This is a genomic window from Stackebrandtia soli (assembly GCF_965137155.1).
Taxonomy (GTDB): domain Bacteria; phylum Actinomycetota; class Actinomycetes; order Mycobacteriales; family Micromonosporaceae; genus Stackebrandtia; species Stackebrandtia soli.
The window spans coordinates 61,731-78,093 of record NZ_CBCRZX010000020.1; the positions used below are offsets into that span (position 1 = coordinate 61,731).

Below are 16,363 nucleotides of genomic sequence, written 5' to 3' on the forward strand. Positions count from 1 at the left end.
GCCGCCGAGCCGTCGTCGTCGCGGCGTCGGCTCACGCTATGGAGCGGAACGGTCAGGAAGCGCGACGACGGCCGCGGAACCTGTGGAGCAGGTCCTCGCGGACGAGGAAGCCGTAGCCGAGTCTGTCGAGGCGGTTCACCATGTCGGAAGTGCTGGTTCCGGCCGCTTCGGCCGCCCGATCGAGGTCCCAGTCGGCGTCGGCGAGTTGGTTCAGCGTCCATCCGCGTCGGGCTTGGGCGGTCGACAACTTGAAGGTCTTGAGGTACGCAATTCGACCTTTGTGGTCGGTTATGTACTCGCCGACGTGGCTTTGGGTGTCGCGTGCGAACGACGGCGTGAAGCGGGAGAGCGTGAACGTCCCCAGCTTGTAGATCCGTTCGGCACTGAACTCGTTGGAGCGCAACAGTTCGACCGCCATCGAGTCATTGTGGAACGACTCCCACTCGCGCTCCAGGCGGGTGACGTTGCGTCGGATGTCGTTGAGGTCGTCGACGTACGCGTCGTCCCAGCCGACGGGGACGGGCGGAACCGGCCGCGCCACCAGGCCGTACTGCCACACGAGTTCCCCGTACAGGTCCCGAACGAGTGTCGGGTGCAGTGCCCGGTAGTCGCGCGCGTCCGGGGTGACGAACGCGGACGCGAATGCGTCGGCGACGTAGACGATCACGCCACATTGGTCGGACAGGATCTCGAACACCCGGAGCGCGTCGGACAGTCCGGAGACCTGGCCGCCCGAGTACGCCTGCTCCACGCGCGGGGACAGGCCACGCCGGATCGCCTGCTGTGACCATGATTCCCAGGCGATCGTGGGCCCTCCGAAATGGAGGGACAAGTAGCCTTCGATCGCGAGGTGCAGCGGCAGGAAGCGGAGCCGGTTCGTGGCGACGCGACGTGCCATCCGCTTCTTGACGGCGATGCGGGAATGCGGTACCGCCGGTCGTTTCGATCCGCGCAGCTGCGTGCCGTACGCGGCGCCGACCTCGTCCTCACCCCAGGTCGCGACGAAGCCGTGCGGAATGTACGACAGGTACGAGGTCCGGCCGTCGAGGTCCACGATGGTCATGTCGTCGTCGTACAGGCGGGCGTCGAGCCGCAGGCCCTCGATGGGCCGGTCCCGAAGCAGCGGAACGAGACGGATGTTCCCCCATTCCTGCGACGGACCCACCGTCAGACCGGTCAGGTCTAGTCTCATGTCGGATCTCCCGGAGTTCGTCCCGTCGCGCGCGGGGCGGAGACGGTGCTCAGGTAGTCGGCCGTGCGCCGCGCCAGGTGGGCGCGAAGCTCGGGAAGGCCGACCCTGCCGTCGGCGAAACGGGCGAGTTCGATCAGGGTCGGAGCGTCCTCGGCGTCGCGGATGCCGACGGTCGGGACGCCGGTCGCGAGCCTCCGCACCGTGTACTCCGACGCGTTGTACACCGGATTGAGGTGGACGACGGTCGTTGCGCGGTCCGGGTCCAGGCGCCGACGCCACGTGTGGAGGACGGCCTGGGCGAGTCCGGCCGGCGCGTTGTCCCAGCCGTCGGAGACGATGACGAGCAGGTCGGGTCGCAGTTCGAGCGCGTCGACGATGCGCGTCCCGAGCGACGTCGCCCCACTGGGGACGGACAGCAGCGCGTCGGTGCGCCCGCTCAGCCACAGTCCCGTGTACTCGGGCGCGGACGCGGCGAGCAGAAGGTGCGTCGCGAGCGTGACCGCCAACGGACGATTGCGCTTGTCGGGCGAACCGAAACTCGAATAGCTGTCGTCGAGGACGGCGACGACGCGGCGCACGTCTGAGAACGGCGTTCCCCGAGTGGCGCGGTGAGCGGCGGCGTTCAACGCGTCCGTCAGCTCGGCCCGGCGTTCGATCCGCTCCTCCACCGGCATACCAAGCACATAGGACGCAACCCGGGTCAGTGACGCGTTTCGCAAGCCCCGCGTGTCGACGCCGACCTTCCCGGCGGAGTCGTTGAGCCTCAGGCGTTCGAGCCTCGTCATCCGCGAGCGCATCCGCTCCAGGAAGGCCGCACGCGGAATGCCGTGTCGCGCCGCGAAGCCCTCCGCGATCGAGAACGGCAGGTCGTAGACGGCGCTCTTCGAGTAGTGCGCGGCGAGCCAGCTGTTCAACAGCTCGCTCCGGTAGGGCTTGTGCTGCTTGCCGGGGAACAGGAAGCGTCCGCGTTCGCGGGCGTGCGGAACGCGTTCGTCGGCGAAGTCGAGGTGGGCGTGCCGGGCGGCGACGCGTGCCCCGTTGCGGTACTTCACGACGTCGAGGAACGGGTCCGGTCGAGCGGCGATCCACTCGCGGATGATCGCGCGCGTCCGCCGGTTGTTGACGCGATCCCGCGCCAGCCCCTCGAACAGGCGGTACGCCCGCTGCGGCGCCATCTCCGCGAGCCGCCCCGCGATCAGCCGCCCCTCCAGCGGACGCGATGGGGACGGACAGTCCGTCGGGGTGCGCAGGAGGCGCCGAATGATCAGCGCCGCGTTGTGGTCGTTGACTCCGAGCGCGAGACAGGACGTGTACAGCTCGCGGTAGTTGACGTGCATGTAGTCGTGCAGGAAGTCCAGCGACATCGACTGTTCCTCCGCACCGTCGTAGAACTCGCGCTGGCCGGTCGCCGCGACGGCGGCGTTGACGAACAGCAGCACGTCTTCGCAGGCGATCAGGTCGTCGAAGGTCTCGGTCATGGCTCTTCGCTCGGGGAGGGGAAGGGGTGCCGAGCGAGGAGCGGAGAAGCGAGCAGCTTGAGCATCATTGCGAAGATGAGTCCGGGAGTCGCAAATACAAGTCCCGCGCTCGGCATCGCGACTATATCGACCGGTCGCCAACGACGCAGCCGATAAACGACCACCGACCCTCCACTAAGGCGCCATCTGAGTTCCGCACTCGGCGTTCGGAAAGTGCCGTCTGTCGGTTGCGCGGTTCCCCGGCTTGGTGCGTCTTCGCTGTCGGGCCGAGCAGAGAAACTCGGACGCATTCAACGCCCCACCAAGCCGATACTCCGGCCCCCACGTAGGTGTCGGGTGCGGTCGTAGTGCCCACCGAGTCAGCCGACAACGCGCAGTCGACCACACGCTCCCGCCAACCGTCCGCGCCGTCTCGACCACGATCGGCTTGGTGGGGCGGCGTACGGGAATGCGCCTTTCCACAGTGTCAGGAGGGAAGACCCACCAAGCCGCGAGAAGAGACCTCTGCGCTCAAGGTTCGGGCAAAGTGCCGTCTGTCGGTTGCGCGGTTCCCCGGCTTGGTGCGTCTTCACTGTCGGACCGAGCAGAGAAACTCGGACGCATTCAACGCCCCACCAGGCCGACACCTCCCGACCGCGCGGGGACGTCGTCCATCGCCTGCGGGAACGACGATCCCGGGTTCGGCCATCGGTTCAGGCGGTCAGGTCGAGCAGGTTCTCCGCGCGTTCGAGCAGTTCGTCGATGTCCTCTGGCGACTTCTTCCCGTCGGCGAAGACCTTGTGCGTCAACGCCACCTGGACCTGCATGCTCTGCATGGAGTTCAACCGATCGACCGGGACGTCCTCCCCGAGCGCGATCCGCACCACGTCGCCCGCGACCCGGGCGTCCAGCGGCGGCTGGGCGGCGGCGAAGTCCGCGCAGGCCGCCTCGACGAAGGCGTCGATCGTCTCGACGTCGACGGGGCCGGGGAAACGCTCCTCGATCGCGAGACCGAACACGGCCGAGATCAGCAGACCCGAGTCCTGCCAAGCGATCTCGCCGATCTCGGCACTGATGCGGTCGACCTCGGCGAAATCACCGGTGAATGTGGCGAGCAACAGTTTGCGGTAGGCGGTGCGGCTCATGGTTGTCCTTCGTTGCCGGGAGGTGTCGACCGAGGATAGCCGCGTGGGGCGCCCGGTGGGGTCGCGGAAGCGTCGGCATCGGCTCGTCCGCGACGAGCACGACATCGACAATATTCGATGCCATGGAGGCGGCCCCGTGGCGCCGCCCCGTGGCAGCGTCACCCTCCTTCGAACCCTGGGAACGAGGATGGGCGCGAGATGGCGTTACGGCGTTCGGGACGCCGGCGGTGTGATCGCGACGAGGTGACGTGTCGGCCAGTTCTTTCCCGTGAGCCAGAAGCGATCCGCCGCGACCCAGGCGATGCCGTTGAGGTCGCCCGCGTCCGACCATTCGGGAACCTCGACGATCGCGTCGACCGCACCGGTCCCACCGTCGACGCGCATGAGTTCGGCGCTGCCATAACGGTTCGCCCAGATCCCACCGTCGACGCATTCAAGCTCGTTGATCCCGGAGACGGGCCCGTCGGCGCTCGTCACGTCGAGCTCCCCCGTCTCGGCGAACGTGGACGGATCGCGCAGGCTCAGGGTCCCGCTGCCGTCGCTCATGACGAGCCGGTCACTCGTCGCATCATGGCACAGGCCCCAGCCCTCACCGTCGTAGCGAACCCGATCCAGGACCGCGAGCGTCGCCGCGTCGCGCCGATAGGCCACGCCTTCGCGCCAGGTCAACTGCCACAAGACATCCCCGACCACTGTGAGACCTTCGGCGTACTCCGCGTCGGGAAGCCGATCCTCCGCGAGCAGCGAGCCATCGAGCGCCTCGACGCGCACAAGGGATGATCCATAGCCGCCTACGGAGTGATAGATACGTCCATCATGGATTTCGAGTCCTTGGGTGACGCCGGAATCCCGTGGGGCGCTCGCGAGCTCCGTCAACGACCATCGCGGCACGGCCGAACCGCCGAAGCCGTCGCGAACGACCACGACGACGATCAACCCCACCACGAGCACGGCGACGACGGCGACCAGCCGGGGGACGAGTTCACGACTCCCGGGTCCCACCGTGAGGCGCGGAACGCGCGGCTTCACGCCGGGCCCCCGCCGGGGCCCACCACATCCGTCTCCGTGCCACCGGCGCGGCCGAGCTCGTCGCCGTGCTCGACGACCCAGTCGGCCAGTGCGGACAGCGGCGTCAACAGGCTCCGCCCCAGCGGGCTGAGCCGGTACTCGACGGAGGGCGGGACGGTCGGGAACACCTGCCGGTCGACGAGACCGTCGGACTCCAGGGCCCTCAGCGTTCGGGTCAGCATGCGTTGGCTGATCCCCTCGATACCGCGATGAAGTTCGTTGAAGCGATGCGCCCGCCGCCCGAGCAGGACGATCACGAGCATCGTCCACTTGTCACCGATACGGCGCACCACCTCCGTCACCGGACAGCGCTCGTACTCGTCGGCGGGCACCGGTGACGGCAACGGCGCGCCCACCAGGGAAGGCACACCCGTGTTCGTATCTGACATCAAAGTGCGTTCTTCCGTTTCCGAGATCCACGGCCGAGGATGGCGTCGACGACAAACGCTAACCGAAGGAGACGACCATGAGCAGCGCGACGAGCGGCCGGGACCGACGGCGGGTCGTGGTCATCAGCGGCGGGACCAACGGCATGGGCCGGACACTGGCCCTGGCACGAGCCCGACGCGGAGACACCGTCGTGACGATCGGCAGCGATCGCGCGAAGGGCGCCGAACTCATGGCGGATGCGCGTTCCGAAGGGCTCCCGGGCAAGGTTGACTTCGTGCGAGCGGACCTGTCGGCGATCGAGGGAAACCGCGACGCGATCGCACACGTCACGAACGCCCACCACGCCGTCGACGCGCTCGTCCTGTGCGCCAACCGGCAGAATCCGAGTCGCGCCGTGACCGTCGACGGTCTGGAGAGGACGTTCGCCCTGTACTACCTGAGCCGTCATCTGCTCGGCCACGGCCTGACCGCCGCCTTGAGCCGCGCGCCGGCGCCGGTCATCGTGAACGTCGCCGGGGTCGGCATGACGAAGGGCCGGATCCATTGGGAGGACATGCAACTCGAGCACGACTACGGGATGATCGCGGCCCAACTCCAGGCGGGCCGCGCCAACGACCTCCTCGGTGTCGCCTACGCGGCGGCGCACGGGAGCACCGTCCCGTACGTCCTCTATCACCCGGGTTTCACCCGCAGCGGCGATCTGTCGCCGTTGTCGACGCCGACTCGGGTACTGCTCCGACTCGCCGCCTCGCTGTTCGCACGACCCGTCGAGCGCGCCGTCGCGCCGATGCACGCGTTCATCGACACCCCACCGGAACGGCCGCTGACCGCCATCGACCGGGCCACGTCGCTGCCGCTGAACCTGGCGACGCTCGACCCGTCCGCCGCCGCGCGTCTCGCCGCCACCACCGAGGCGCTGCTCGCAGGGGTGACCTGAAACCGGCGAACCGTCACGTGTCGAGAATGGATGATAGATCGTATCGGATCGGGCGCTCCAGTTGATCGAAGGTGCACGAGGCCGCGTCCCGGTCGGGCCGCCAGCGGCGGAAACGCGGATTGTGCCGAAACCGAACGCCCTCCATGTGGTCGTAGGCGACCTCGACGACGAGGCTCGGCTCCAGCGGAGTGAACGACAGGTCCTTGCCTCCGCTCCACCGGCTGCCCTCGGCGTTACGGGGGGTCCGCTTGCCCTCCTCCTGCCGCGCGTACGCCCAGGGGTGCCCCTCGAACGTCGTCACGAGCGGCTGCAGGCGCTTGAAGAGCTCCACGCGCGTCGCCGCCGGGAACGCCCCGATCACCCCGACGCTCACCAGTTCGTCCCCCTCGTACAGGCCGAGCAGCAGCGACCCGACCTTGTCGTCGCCGGTCTTGTGGGTGCGGTAGCCCGCGACGACGCAGTCGGCGGTGCGATCGTGTTTGATCTTCGCCATCACGCGCTTGTTCTGCTGGTACACACCGTCGAGCCGCTTCGCCACGATGCCGTCCAGCCCGGCGCCCTCGAAGGTGTCGAACCAATCGCGCGCGGTCGCGACGTCGAGGGTCCCCGGTGTCACGTGCACGGGGGCGGACGCCGCGACGAGGGCGGCCTCCAAAGCGGACCGCCGCTCCTCGAACGGCGTCCGCGAGAGGTCGGTATCGCCGTCGGAGAGCAGGTCGAAGGCGACGAAGGACGCCGGGGTCTCGCCCGCGAGCCGTTCGATCCGACTCTGCGCCGGGTGGATGCGTTGTTGCAGCGCCTCGAAGTCGAGCCGATCGCCCGGGTCGGAGACGATCACGATCTCGCCGTCGAGGACGCAGCGAAGCGGCAGGTTCGCCGCGAACGCCTTCACGAGTTCGGGAAAGTACCGCGTCAACGGGCGCTCGTTGCGGCTGCCGATGACGATGTCGTCACCGTCTCGGAAGACGATCGCGCGAAAGCCGTCCCACTTCGGCTCGTACCAGTACGGCCCTTCGGGGATCGTGGGCACGGCTTTCGCGAGCATCGGCGTGACGGGCGGTTCCACGGGCAGTCGCATAACGCCATGCTCGCGCACCCGCGCGCCCGGTACCGGGTGTTTCGGGGGTTTCCCGGCCCGCCGTCGACACGGCGGGCCGGTGCGTCGACACGCGACGCTCACGCGGGACGCCAGAGCGCCGGCGTGGTGGACGGCTCCCAACCCGCGACGGCGGTGTGGGCGATGAGACAGCGCCACGATCGGCCGCCGTGGGTGACGACGTCGCCGATCGCGTAGGCGGTGCCCGCGCTCCACGCGCCGGGGTCGCCGGGGCTTCCGGGCCCGGCGTCGACGTCGAGTACGAAGTCGAAGTCCGCGTCGCGTCCATTGCCGACGGTCCGCATCGTCATCAGGAGTTCCGGGTCGAACAGCGGATCGGTGTTGTTGCGGGGTTCGCCCGGGAAGTACAGCTGGGTGGTGAGGATCGGTTCGCCGGGCGCCTGGACCTTGACGTGGATGTGCCGGGTGCGGCCGGGGTACAGGCCAGGCACGATGGTCGTCAACCGATAGGAGCCGTCGGCACCGGAGTACTGGTGGCCGCGGAAGCGGTACCCGACGTTGTCGTAGGCGCCCGCGTCGTCGGCGAGCCAGAAGTCGAGGAGCGCGTCCGGGATGGGCGCGCAGGTGATGCCGAAGACGTGGCCGGACAGGTTCAGGGCGACGCCGGGACCGTCGGTGAGCGCGGTGCGCTGCGGGGAGTTCGGTTTGAAGTACGGTCCCTCCATTTGGGATGGTGTCGGGTCGTCACCGTCGTCGCATTGGGGCGTGGGGCTGAGGGTCCGGTTGTCCGGGACGGTCTCGGCGGCGGGCGAGGCGGGGGCGGCGGCCGCCGCGAGCAGCGGCGCGGGCAACGCGACCATCGCCGCCTTGAGAACGGCGTTCCGGGTCAGGCCCGAGCGCGGCGGCTCGATCTGGTCGGGCATGTCGTCTCCTCTGTTCGGGGTGGGTGCTCCCTTCGACAGTAGGAACGGCATCGACATGAGTCGATGGACTGGACTCGGAGATGGTGGTGTTTTTCTCGAAGCCCGGATTCAGAGTGCGAGCCGGTCACGATAGTCGCCGGGCGTCGTTCCCGATTCACGGCGGAAGAAGCGACAGAAGTAGGCGGGGTCCGCGAAGCCGAGCCGGGCGGCGATCTGGCGCACGGTGAGGTCCGTGCCGCCGAGCAGACGCCGCGCCTCGGCGGCGCGGGCCCGGCGGATGAGCTGACCGGGGGTGAGCCCCGTGGCGTGCTTGACGCGCTCGTGCAGGTGCGCGGTGGACACGCCGAGATGTCTCGCGTACCAGTCGATCGACGGCCATTCGTCACGATTGCGGGCGACGAGGAGGGCGAAAGCGTCGGCGACTCGCCCGTTCGGCCCCGGTGGGGACTCCCCGCGCCGGGCGACGGTCAGCAGGACCCGCAGGTAGGAGCGAATGACGGCGAGGAACCCGTCCGGCCGGGACCGATACTCGTCCTCCATATGAGACAGGACATGGCCGAGGTGGTCGGCGGTCGCGGGTGGCAGTCGCACGAAGCGGGGTCCGCCTCCGTCGCCCGTCGACAGGAGCGCCTCGTCGAAGAGGAGCACCATTCCGTCGAGCCGCGACGTCGGCCGCCAATGGTGGACGTGTCCGGGCGCGATGATGCCGAGCTGCGGTGGATCGATCCGGTGGGCGGTGAAGTCGATGACGTGATGGCCGGAGCCGCCGGTGACGAGCACGATCTCGTAGAAGGTGTGCCGGTGCGGGAACTCCGCGCGGGACAGCGGGCCGATGCTGTCGAAGGAGCCGACGGCCACGGGCGCTCGGGCGGCGTCGGGTACGGCGAGTCGATGCACGGGCAGCGAGTCGGACGGCGGGGGTGACGGGTACCGGTCGTTCACGGTCGACCTCGGCATCGGTTGTGGGCGTTGGGTTCTCGCGCTTCCCGAATGGTAATTGTTGTTTTCAGTGTGGTCCAGGGGCGCCTGACCACCGCATCAAGCCGTCCGAATCACTGAACGGACGAGACCGGTGCGCCGATCGGACGCGTGAGAACGGACGGGAGTAGCGCCGACGGGGTCGAACAATCGAATACCGGCGCGGAAAGGCAATCAGCCACGTCGCCGCCGAGCGAAACGAGAAATTCATGACTAAGGGAAGGTCACGATCGAGAATGGCGTCCGTACCCGCCGTTAGGCACTTATGGACAAGATAATCGGGGCCGGACGAGAAACGTCCGGCCCCGACGAGAGGCAATGCGAGTGGTCAAACGTGCCGGGTGTCAGCCGGCGACTAGCCGCAGCTCGGGAAGGACCAGTAACGGCTGCCCGAGTCGACGTGCGTGTGGTCGTTGTGGCCGGGGTATCCGGGGCCGAGAATGGTGCGGAAACCGTGGTTCCGCGCCTGCTTGGCCATCGTGCAGAAGCTGTGCGAGCCGACGAGGTCGGCCGCGTCGCCGTACATGTGACGGCTGTTCGTGGCACCGCCGACGGCCGAGTTGCACGACGCGGAACGGAAGCCGCTGGAGATGTTGATGGGGCGGTCGCCGAGCGCGTGCCGCATCGCCTCCAGTTTCCACATGCAGATGAGGGCGTAGTACTTCGCGGTCGCGGCGCTGACCTTGCCGCCACCCCACGTGCTGTTGCACCGGTTCATCTCGGCGTACGTGAAGTGGATCGGCGTGTTGTCGGAGTCCTGCAGCGAGTTCAGCTTCGAACGCGAGGCGGGGCCGAAGATGCCGTCGGCCGCGAGGCCGTACGCCTGCTGGAAGCGAATGACGGCGGAACGGGTGTGCGGGCCGAACGCGCCGTCGATGCTGATCGCGGAGTCGTAGCCGGGGTAACCGGAGACCCGGATCTGCAGCTGACGGACGTCGTCTCCCGAAGCACCCTGCTGCAGGGTCCGACCCCACTGGTAGCCGGCCGCGTTGGCGGTGCCACTCGTCACCGAGAGCACGAACGCGGTCGTGGGGACGGCTACCGCTGCCGTCAGGAATGCGCGGCGGGAAGAGTTGGCCATTGACTGTACCTCCATCTTGGATGAAAGCCGCGGGCGGAACGGCTTCGCAAGAAAGAATGCCGAACATATTTCAAGATGTCAATGAGCGAATGTGAAAAGAGGCGTGGCGAATTCGTCGACTTCACGCGAATTTAACAACTATCGCTTCCTTACAACGGTATGGATTCATCCGACGCCACGGCGCGCGTGAAAAGCGGCGCGAAGAAAGGCCCCGGAGCGCACTCCGGGGCCTTTACTGGGAAGGGACGGCAGGCTCTCACCAGTCAGGAGGTACGCCACCGATCGAGACCGGCGACGAACCCCGAACACGGAAACGACGCTCGCGCGCCGCACCCGCTCCCTGTTCAACGTCCTCGACCGTCGATGGTTACGGGGCGCGGCGGTTCGCGTTCACCTCCCGCCGTTCGGGCGGGCGACGCGGCGCCACGACCGAACGGCGTCGACATTCGGGAGTGGCTCGATGCGGGACCTTGGGTTCCACCCCGGAAGACGACGAGGCTCCCATACCCCGAAGTCGGGTGCGGGAGCCTCGCGAACCGAACCGATGGCGCAGCCATCGGCCGGAAACAACCGTTAGCCGAGACGCTTTGCCAGGTTCTCGGTCAGGGCGTTCATGAACTCGTCCGTGGTCAGCCACTGGGCGTCCCCACCGACGAGCAGCGCCAGGTCCTTCGTCATCTGTCCACCTTCGACAGTATCGATGCAGACCTGCTCCAGCGCCTGGGCGAACTCGGTGACGGCGGGGGTGCCGTCGAGCTTGCCACGGTGCGCGAGGCCGCGCGTCCACGCGAAGATCGACGCGATCGGGTTCGTCGAGGTCTTCTCGCCGCGCTGGTAGGCGCGGTAGTGCCGGGTGACGGTGCCGTGCGCGGCCTCCGCCTCGACGGTCTTGCCGTCGGGGGACATGAGGACCGACGTCATCAGGCCGAGCGAGCCGAAGCCCTGCGCCACGATGTCCGACTGGACGTCACCGTCGTAGTTCTTGCAGGCCCAGACGTAGCCGCCTTCCCACTTCAGGGCGGCGGCGACCATGTCATCGATGAGACGGTGCTCGTAGGTGAGGCCCAGGCGGTCGAAGTCCGCCTTGAACTCGGCCTCGAAGACCTCCTGGAACAGGTCCTTGAAGCGGCCGTCGTACGCCTTGAGGATGGTGTTCTTGGTCGACATGTAGACGGGGTACTCGCGGGCGAGACCGTACCGGAACGACGCGCGGGCGAAGTCGCGGATCGATTCGTCCAGGTTGTACATCGACATGGCGACGCCGGAACCCGGGAAGTCGTAGACCTCGAGCTCCATCGGCTCACTGCCGTCCTTGGGCGTGAACGTCATCGTCAGGGTGCCCTCGCCGGGAACCTTGATGTCGGTGGCGCGGTACTGGTCGCCGAACGCGTGACGGCCGATGACGATCGGCTTCGTCCAGCCGGGCACGAGACGGGGGACGTTGCTCATGATGATCGGCTCACGGAAGACGACGCCGCCGAGGATGTTGCGGATGGTGCCGTTCGGGGAGCGCCACATCTTCTTGAGGCCGAACTCTTCGACGCGGGCCTCGTCGGGGGTGATCGTCGCGCACTTGACGCCGACGCTGTACTTCTTGATCGCGTTGGCGGCGTCGATGGTGATCTGGTCATCGGTGCTGTCGCGGCCCTGGATCGACAGGTCGTAATACTTGAGATCGACGTCGAGGTACGGCAGGATCAGCTGGTCCTTGATCTGCTGCCAGATGATGCGGGTCATCTCGTCGCCGTCGAGCTCGACGACCGGGTTCTCTACCTTGATTTTCGCCATGCGGGTGATTCTCCTATTGTGCGGCGGCCGTCGGTTGGCAGGTCAGGGGAATGACGGCGGCCCGTGGCGGTCCCCCGCCAAACAGTACAAGCGTACTGCGTGACCCGGGGGTCGCCCCCGCGCCCATCGAGAGACACCGATCACACACCGCTGGAGGACCAACGCCATCCTGAGGCGAATGAACGCGCGAACCGCCGACGACCCACCGACCCGAGCCGACGTCGAGCGGCGATGGAGAGACCTCACCGCCGGGAAGGCCAGCAGGGAGGACGTGCACGAGTGGGCCGCGACCTGGGTCGAACACCGCGACGACGAGATCACCGACCCGCTGGTACGCACCGGATTGCTACACCTGCACGGCTTCGACATGTGCTACGTGGATGAGGATCGACGTCGGGTCGGGCACGGCCCTGGAGCGAGCCGCGTCCACAGTGATCGACACATCGCCTCGACGCTCGAACGCTGGCTCGCCGACTGCTCGGACCACGACGCCGACCCGATCGCGTTCATGACCGCCGCCCGCACCCGAGCGAGGGCCGCCGCCGAAGCGGAGGCGAGCCGTCGCCGCCGACGACGAGCCGAGATTCCGCCCATCGCCGGTTCCTAGGGTGCGTTCGTTCCCGACACCGGCGACACCTCGCGGCGATGTCGGTGCCCATAGCGCTCCAGCCCGCCAGAAGACATTACGGACGGCCACCTCCCGCGACGAACGCGTCCGCCTGGAACCCGCTCGCCACGGAGGCGTACTCCCCTAGCGGCACCTCAGCCCAACGGGATTGAACCGCCCCCAGCGGACGGCGACCTCGGGACTGGCGACGAAACACGCCTTAAAGCATCGACATCGATATATCTTTATGTATTTGGTCGCCGGAATCCGTCCTCGAAAGCCGTCGGACCCGTCCGAGTCCGGAGTCGACGTATTGCCTTGTGAGCCAAGGCCACGCCGAGGAAACCATCGTCACGACTCGCGCCGAGGACGGAGAACCGCCAGGTCACACCCTGAACGCGGGCCGGGACGGGTGGTAGCGTTCCGACCGATCGATTCTTTTCGCCCCCCGACGCGACTTCGGCGTCCTTCCGAGACGCTCGCGCGTGACAACGTCTCGAAGGGACGCCACACCGCCCCCGGGCCCCGCCCCAAAGGACCATTCATGGCCACCCCGACACAAGCCCCACTCGTCAAGAAGTACGTCCGCCACCAGGTCAAGCTCTTCCTCGGGTTCCTTCTCGCGTTCGCCGTCGGCGTCGTGGGGACCGTGTTCTTCGCCTCCACGACGATCTCCAAGGCCACGGCGTCATTCGAGACCGTCACGGTGACGGCGACCGGTGAGCACGAGACCTCTCAGACCGTCGGCAGCCGCCGCAACCGTCACATCGAACAGGTTCGCATCGTCGAGGTGACCCTGCCCGACGGCTCCGAGGGCGAAGTCCGCAGCGACACCATCAAGGTCGGTGAGACCGCCACCGTCTACCGGTCCGAGGAGGGTCGCCTCTTCGAGGAGGAGCCGGAAGGCGCCGGAGTCTTCGACTGGATCTTCGCCGCCGTCGTCGCGATCATCACGCTGATCCTGTTGGCCGCCATGACGGGACCGCTGAGCAAGATCCGGGCGGTCAGACGCCTCCGCGACGGCAATCGTCCGACGCTCCTGATCCACATCACCGGGGTCGAGAACCGGACCGCCGGAAAGAAGATCAAGCACCACTTCACCGCCATCGTACGCGAGTCGACAGTGGACTTCATCCCGGCCGGTTCGCCGTTCGAGCTCGACGCGACGGCCGGCACCGTCCCGCAGAACCTCAACGGACCGCTGCGCGCGCTCGTCGGCGCCGCCAAGGGCCCCGAGTTCGCCCTGGTGCTCGCGCTGGCCGTCGAGGGCACGGACGAATGGTGGATGGCCCACGGGCAGACGCCCTCGGCGCCGACCGCCTAGTTCGCGCGGTCGATACGGGTTCCCTTGGACGACAGGGGAACCCGTTCGCGTGCGCGCGATCGTCGAGCCGCTCAGCAGTCCCGCTCGGCGACCGACTCCCAACGATTCTCGACCCAGTCGAACTGCGCCTCGGGCGAGGCGTGGGCGGCCATGTCCTCGACGAACCGCAGATCGTCGTCGGTCCGGGAACCGTCGCCCCACGGCTCCCCCGCGATCCAGGTCCTCGCCCAATACGTCAGCTCGTTACGGGCGGTCGTCCACTCAGGATCCGCAGCGCCCTCACAGGACAACGCCGGAGTCGCCTCGGCGACGGCACCCGCGAGAGCGCCCGCAGTGCGCCACGAATCGCCGTCGGCGAACACGAAACCGTCGAAGTCCCGATCGGCGGGAACGCCGCTCAGCCCGATCTCGCTCAGAGTCTCCGGGACGACGAACGGTTCCGGCAAGGCCGCCATCCGCTCCGCCATCGCGGTGAGCGTCGGGATCGAACCGTGACGCTCCGGCCAGACGCACAACCGCGGCACCGTCCGCGTGCACTCCGGGCTGGGCGGAACGCGCGGAACGATGACGGAACCGACGACGCCGATCGCGATCACGGAGGCGAGCAGCCCAAGCGAAGCCACTCGCACCGGGGACCTCCTGTCGGACCCGACGCGACGTGGGCGGGTCACCGCCGTCGCGCACAGGAACACGGCGACGCCGACACGCGGCAGCAACGCGGACCAGGAAACCTCGAAGTACGGGGTCGTCCGGCGGACGGACAGATCGAAGGCCGCACTGAGGACGGAGAACACGAACAGGACCGCCACGCCGAGGATCACGGGCACGATCACGGTGCCGCCGACGGCATTGCCGACGAACTGTCCGATGCCCGCCGCGCCTATGACGACGATCGCGCCCATGACCAGGTAGCCCGGCCACAGGAAACCCGGCCCGGCCGCACCTGAGAAGAGGACGACGGCGGCGGCGACCGCGTGGCCGATCACGTAGGCACCGAGGCCATAGCTCAAGGCGGCGCCGAGGCGCGTCGCCTCGATCCGCCATGTGGAGGCGTCGACGCCACGTCGTTCGTCGTCCCGGCGTGCCCGCGCCGCCGCGGAGGCGGTGGCGGCGGCGAGGACCACAGCGACCGCGACCGCCGGAAGCTGGGCGGCCGCGGACGCGTCCAGCCACGAACCGGCCCAGTCAACGCCCCGTCCGAACAGGATGGCGAAGGTGATGGCCAGGAACACCGGGAACCACAGGCGAACCGGGCTTCGGCGTAGCTCCATCCACAGTGTTGTCATGGACTCCTCCATCGCGGATGACGTCTGGTCGGGCGGCGCTCGGCCACCGGGTTCGACGACGGCGACCCCGACGTGAGTTCGGGCGCGTCGAGTGGGCGAACCCTGGCACCGCGCCGTCGCGGTCTCGCGGTCGGCCCCAGTGTTCCGCACTCGCGCAAGGCGAGTTGAACACGACCGCGACGCGGCGAACCGCTCCACCAACCATCGATTCCCATCGAATTCCCCGTCGTCGGTCCGAATAGGTGACGCCCTGGGGCCGGGTATCGTCGCGTCGCATGGCGGACGAGATCACGATCGGACGGACGCGGATCATCGCGATACACGACGGGGAGGGACCGTTCTTCTCCCCGCGCGACAAGGCATTTCCCGGTTCGAGCGCCGCGCGGTGGGCGACCGCGGATCGGCTCGATCCGGGGGCGGTCACCGACGACGGGCGGTGGTGGTTGCGGTTTCGGGCGTTCGTCGTCGTCGAACCCGACGACACGGTGACCATCGTGGACGCGGGAATCGGCCCGGAGGGCGCACCCGCGTCCTGGGCGCCGCTCCCGGGACGGCTGCCGGAGTCGCTGCGGAACAAGGGAATCGATCGAGACCACGTTGACCGAGTGATCATCACGCATCTGCACACCGATCACGTCGGTTGGGCCGTCGTCGAGGATGCGCCGTTCTTTCCGCGCGCCGAGTACCTGCTTCCGCGCGCCGACGCGGACGCCGTCTCGGAACTGAACCCGATGCTGCGGGAACGGCTCCTCGACGTGCTGGACGCGGCGGGCGTCCTGCGGCTCGTCGACGGCGACCAAGTCCTGTCACCGCGCGTCGCGACTCGCGCCACGCCAGGGCACACGCCGGGGCACCAGAGCGTCATCGTTCGCGACGGCGACGGGCTGCTCGCGATCACCGGCGACGCCCTACTCGGCGCGCTTCAGCTGCTGTATCCCGAGCAGCCCTACGAGCACGAGGAGGACCCGGCGCTGGCGCGCGAGTCACGGACGCGACTCCTCGGCGATGTCGCCACAATGGATGGTCTACTCGCGACGCCGCACATGTCCATGCCGTTCATCGCGGTACCGAAGGACGCCGCCTCCCCTTCCCACTCCCCTTCCGCCTCCCCTTCCCACTCCCGCTCGGAC

At 68.1% G+C, this 16,363-nt stretch carries 15 protein-coding genes; 4 read left to right on the plus strand and 11 right to left on the minus strand.

Annotation, left to right across the window (positions count from 1 at the left end; all coding sequences use genetic code 11):
* Positions 1 to 52: 52 nt before the first annotated feature.
* From ACM9NP_RS13495 to ACM9NP_RS13515, 5 genes are all read right to left on the minus strand, one after another.
* Positions 53 to 1,192 carry an ARPP-2 domain-containing protein gene (locus ACM9NP_RS13495; protein WP_415647017.1) on the minus strand — a complete coding sequence of 380 codons (1,140 nt, stop codon included), beginning with the start codon at positions 1,190 to 1,192 and terminating at the stop codon, positions 53 to 55.
* Positions 1,189 to 2,670 carry a hypothetical protein gene (locus tag ACM9NP_RS13500; protein WP_415647018.1) on the minus strand — a complete coding sequence of 494 codons (1,482 nt, stop codon included), beginning with the start codon at positions 2,668 to 2,670 and terminating at the stop codon, positions 1,189 to 1,191. Before ACM9NP_RS13500 ends, ACM9NP_RS13495 begins: the two co-directional genes overlap by 4 nt.
* Before the next feature lie 692 nt (positions 2,671 to 3,362).
* Positions 3,363 to 3,794, minus strand: coding sequence for a hypothetical protein (locus ACM9NP_RS13505; RefSeq protein ID WP_415647019.1), 432 nt, complete (start codon positions 3,792 to 3,794; stop codon positions 3,363 to 3,365).
* Positions 3,795 to 3,998: 204 nt separating this feature from the next.
* Complete coding sequence (locus tag ACM9NP_RS13510; protein WP_415647020.1) at positions 3,999 to 4,823, minus strand: glutaminyl-peptide cyclotransferase; 825 nt, start codon at positions 4,821 to 4,823, stop codon at positions 3,999 to 4,001.
* Positions 4,820 to 5,251, minus strand: coding sequence for a winged helix-turn-helix transcriptional regulator (locus ACM9NP_RS13515; RefSeq protein ID WP_415647021.1), 432 nt, complete (start codon positions 5,249 to 5,251; stop codon positions 4,820 to 4,822). Before ACM9NP_RS13515 ends, ACM9NP_RS13510 begins: the two co-directional genes overlap by 4 nt.
* 77 nt (positions 5,252 to 5,328) lie before the next feature.
* Here ACM9NP_RS13515 and ACM9NP_RS13520 point away from each other — a divergent pair, with 77 nt between their 5' ends.
* The gene (locus tag ACM9NP_RS13520; RefSeq protein ID WP_415647022.1) at positions 5,329 to 6,189 is read left to right on the plus strand and encodes an SDR family NAD(P)-dependent oxidoreductase; all 861 of its coding nucleotides are present in this window, start codon (positions 5,329 to 5,331) and stop codon (positions 6,187 to 6,189) included.
* A gap of 13 nt (positions 6,190 to 6,202) precedes the next feature.
* Here the strand turns inward: ACM9NP_RS13520 and ACM9NP_RS13525 are convergent, their stop codons facing one another.
* The 5 genes from ACM9NP_RS13525 to ACM9NP_RS13545 form a co-directional block, all read right to left on the minus strand.
* A complete protein-coding gene (locus ACM9NP_RS13525) occupies positions 6,203 to 7,267 on the minus strand; it encodes an ATP-dependent DNA ligase (protein ID WP_415647023.1) in 1,065 nt (354 codons plus the stop codon).
* Positions 7,268 to 7,365: 98 nt separating this feature from the next.
* Complete coding sequence (locus ACM9NP_RS13530) at positions 7,366 to 8,169, minus strand: carbohydrate-binding protein (protein ID WP_415647024.1); 804 nt, start codon at positions 8,167 to 8,169, stop codon at positions 7,366 to 7,368.
* A 108-nt stretch (positions 8,170 to 8,277) separates the two neighbouring features.
* Positions 8,278 to 9,111, minus strand: a complete 834-nt coding sequence (locus ACM9NP_RS13535) for a helix-turn-helix domain-containing protein (RefSeq protein WP_415647025.1) — start codon at positions 9,109 to 9,111, stop codon at positions 8,278 to 8,280.
* Positions 9,112 to 9,502: 391 nt separating this feature from the next.
* Positions 9,503 to 10,228: a D-Ala-D-Ala carboxypeptidase family metallohydrolase gene (locus ACM9NP_RS13540; protein WP_415647026.1), complete on the minus strand. Its 726-nt coding sequence runs from the start codon at positions 10,226 to 10,228 to the stop codon at positions 9,503 to 9,505.
* Between the two features lie 573 nt (positions 10,229 to 10,801).
* On the minus strand, positions 10,802 to 12,016 hold the full coding sequence (locus ACM9NP_RS13545; RefSeq protein ID WP_415647027.1) for an NADP-dependent isocitrate dehydrogenase: 1,215 nt from the start codon (positions 12,014 to 12,016) through the stop codon (positions 10,802 to 10,804).
* A 178-nt stretch (positions 12,017 to 12,194) separates the two neighbouring features.
* Between ACM9NP_RS13545 and ACM9NP_RS13550 the strand changes: the two genes are divergently transcribed.
* The gene (locus tag ACM9NP_RS13550) at positions 12,195 to 12,623 is read left to right on the plus strand and encodes a hypothetical protein (RefSeq protein WP_415647028.1); all 429 of its coding nucleotides are present in this window, start codon (positions 12,195 to 12,197) and stop codon (positions 12,621 to 12,623) included.
* 544 nt (positions 12,624 to 13,167) lie between these two features.
* Positions 13,168 to 13,947 (plus strand): hypothetical protein, encoded by a 780-nt coding sequence (locus ACM9NP_RS13555; RefSeq protein WP_415647029.1) that lies wholly within the window; start codon positions 13,168 to 13,170, stop codon positions 13,945 to 13,947.
* A gap of 71 nt (positions 13,948 to 14,018) precedes the next feature.
* On the opposite strand, the gene ACM9NP_RS13560 is transcribed toward ACM9NP_RS13555, so the two are convergent.
* Entirely contained in the window at positions 14,019 to 15,233 is a 1,215-nt protein-coding gene (locus tag ACM9NP_RS13560; RefSeq protein ID WP_415647030.1) for a hypothetical protein, read from the minus strand.
* A 275-nt stretch (positions 15,234 to 15,508) separates the two neighbouring features.
* On the opposite strand from ACM9NP_RS13560, the gene ACM9NP_RS13565 reads away from it, so the two are divergent.
* Positions 15,509 to 16,363, plus strand: an 855-nt coding sequence (locus ACM9NP_RS13565) for an MBL fold metallo-hydrolase (RefSeq protein ID WP_415647031.1), incomplete at its 3' end; no start/stop codon positions are given.